The 3,016-nt window shown below is 54.0% G+C and carries 1 rRNA gene; it reads left to right on the top strand.

What is annotated here, in order from left to right:
- Positions 1–94 precede the first annotated feature (94 nt).
- Positions 95–3,008: ribosomal RNA gene (locus ITJ88_RS16165) — 23S ribosomal RNA — on the top strand.
- The last annotated feature ends 8 nt before the right edge of the window (positions 3,009–3,016 follow it).

Genomic DNA, 3,016 nt, shown 5'->3' with positions numbered 1-3,016 from the left:
CACTCGCACCTTGAAAACTGAAGACATCAACAAGACATCAAACTTTTAATTAACCATGTCATTTAAGACGTGTGTTCTTAGAATACCAACGCTAGATCAAGGTATGAAGGGCGTACGGTGGATGCCTTGGCACTAGGAGCCGATGAAGGACGCGACGAACAGCGATATGCTTCGGGGAGCAGTAAGTATGCTTTGATCCGAAGATTTCCGAATGGGGGAACCCACCATCCGTAATGGGATGGGACAGGCTACGTGAATACATAGCGTAGCGTGAGGCAGACCCGGGGAACTGAAACATCTAAGTACCCGGAGGAAGAGAAAGCAAATGCGATTCCCTGAGTAGCGGCGAGCGAAACGGGAACAGCCCAAACCGGAGAGCATGCTCTTCGGGGTTGTAGGACACTCTATACGGAGTCAAAAAGGAAGACAGTAGGTGAAGGACCTGGAAAGGTCGGCCGAAGAAGGTGACAGCCCTGTAGCTGAAACTGTTTTCCCTCCAGAGTGGATCCTGAGTACGGCGGGACACGTGAAACCCCGTCGGAATCCGGGAGGACCATCTCCCAAGGCTAAATACTCCCTAGTGACCGATAGTGAACCAGTACCGTGAGGGAAAGGTGAAAAGCACCCCGGAAGGGGAGTGAAATAGATCCTGAAACCGTATGCCTACAAGTAGTCAGAGCCCGTTAACGGGTGATGGCGTGCCTTTTGTAGAATGAACCGGCGAGTTACGATAACGCGCGAGGTTAAGCCGATGAGGCGGAGCCGTAGCGAAAGCGAGTCTGAACAGGGCGTTCAGTGCGTTGTCGTAGACCCGAAACCAGGTGATCTACCCATGTCCAGGATGAAGGTCAGGTAACACTGACTGGAGGTCCGAACCCACGCACGTTGAAAAGTGCGGGGATGAGGTGTGGGTAGCGGTGAAATGCCAATCGAACCTGGAGATAGCTGGTTCTCCCCGAAATAGCTTTAGGGCTAGCCTCGAGGTTGAGAGTTCTGGAGGTAGAGCACTGATTGGACTAGGGGCCCCCACAGGGTTACCGAATTCAGTTAAACTCCGAATGCCAGCAACTTATACTCGGGAGTCAGACTGCGAGTGATAAGATCCGTAGTCAAGAGGGAAACAGCCCAGACCGCCAGCTAAGGTCCCAAAGTGTATGTTAAGTGGAAAAGGATGTGGCGCTGCCTAGACAGCTAGGATGTTGGCTTAGAAGCAGCCACCATTCAAAGAGTGCGTAATAGCTCACTAGTCGAGTGGCGCCGCGCCGAAAATGTAACGGGGCTAAACATACCACCGAAGCTGCGGATTCCGTAAGGAATGGTAGGGGAGCGTTCCAAACCGCTGCGAAGCTGTACCGGAAGGAGCAGTGGAGCGTTTGGAAGTGAGAATGCCGGTGTGAGTAGCGAAAAGAGGGGTGAGAATCCCCTCCGTCGAAAGCCCAAGGTTTCCTGAGGAAGGCTCGTCCGCTCAGGGTTAGTCTGGACCTAAGCCGAGGCCGAAAGGCGTAGGCGATGGATAACAGGTTGATATTCCTGTACCGCCGATCCACCGTTTGAACAATGGGGGGACGCAGGAGGATAGTGACGCATGCGGATGGAAGTGCATGTGCAAGTTTCAAGACCGTCTGATTGGCAAATCCGTCAGGCACCAAAGTCAAGGAACGACGCGGAGTCCCGTAGGGACGTAGGTCACGATTTCACACTGCCAAGAAAAGCCTCTAGTGAGGGGGAAGGCGCCAGTACCGTAAACCGACACAGGTAGGCGAGATGAGAATTCTAAGACGCGCGGGATAACTCTCGTTAAGGAACTCGGCAAAATGGTCCCGTAACTTCGGGAGAAGGGACGCTCTACATGAGTAGAGCCGCAGTGAATAGGCCCAAACGACTGTTTAGCAAAAACACAGGTCTCTGCTAAATCGCAAGATGACGTATAGGGGCTGACGCCTGCCCGGTGCTGGAAGGTTAAGGGGATGGGTTAGCGCAAGCGAAGCTTTGAACCGAAGCCCCAGTAAACGGCGGCCGTAACTATAACGGTCCTAAGGTAGCGAAATTCCTTGTCGGGTAAGTTCCGACCCGCACGAAAGGCGTAACGATTTGGGCACTGTCTCAACGAGAGACCCGGTGAAATCATAGTACCTGTGAAGATGCAGGTTACCCGCGACAGGACGGAAAGACCCCATGGAGCTTTACTACAGCCTGATATTGAGGCTTTGTGCATGATGTACAGGATAGGCGGGAGACGTCGAGCCCGGAGCGCCAGCTTCGGAGGAGTCACCCTTGGGATACCGCCCTTCATGCATAGAGTCTCTAACTCGCAGCCGTCATCCGGCTGGAGGACCGTGTCAGGCGGGTAGTTTGACTGGGGCGGTCGCCTCCTAAACAGTAACGGAGGCGCCCAAAGGTTCCCTCAGAATGGTTGGAAATCATTCGTAGAGCGCAAAGGCAGAAGGGAGCTTGACTGCGAGACCTACAAGTCGAGCAGGGACGAAAGTCGGGCTTAGTGATCCGGTGGTTCCGCATGGAAGGGCCATCGCTCAACGGATAAAAGCTACCCTGGGGATAACAGGCTGATCTCCCCCAAGAGTCCACATCGACGGGGAGGTTTGGCACCTCGATGTCGGCTCATCGCATCCTGGGGCTGGAGTAGGTCCCAAGGGTTGGGCTGTTCGCCCATTAAAGCGGTACGCGAGCTGGGTTCAGAACGTCGTGAGACAGTTCGGTCCCTATCCGTCGTGGGCGCAGGAAATTTGAGGAGAGCTGTCCTTAGTACGAGAGGACCGGGATGGACGCACCGCTGGTGTACCAGTTGTTCCGCCAGGAGCATCGCTGGGTAGCTACGTGCGGACGGGATAAATGCTGAAAGCATCTAAGCATGAAGCCCCCTCCAAGATGAGATTTCCCTTTGAGTAATCAAGAAAGACCCCTCAGAGACGATGAGGTAGATAGGTCACGGGTGGAAGCATGGTGACATGTGGAGCTGAGTGATACTAATCGGTCGAGGCCTTGTTCTAGCAGATGC

The organism is Exiguobacterium abrahamii (assembly GCF_015645365.1).
Taxonomy (GTDB): Bacteria; Bacillota; Bacilli; order Exiguobacteriales; family Exiguobacteriaceae; genus Exiguobacterium_A; species Exiguobacterium_A abrahamii.
This window is presented reverse-complemented; position numbering and strand designations above follow the sequence as displayed.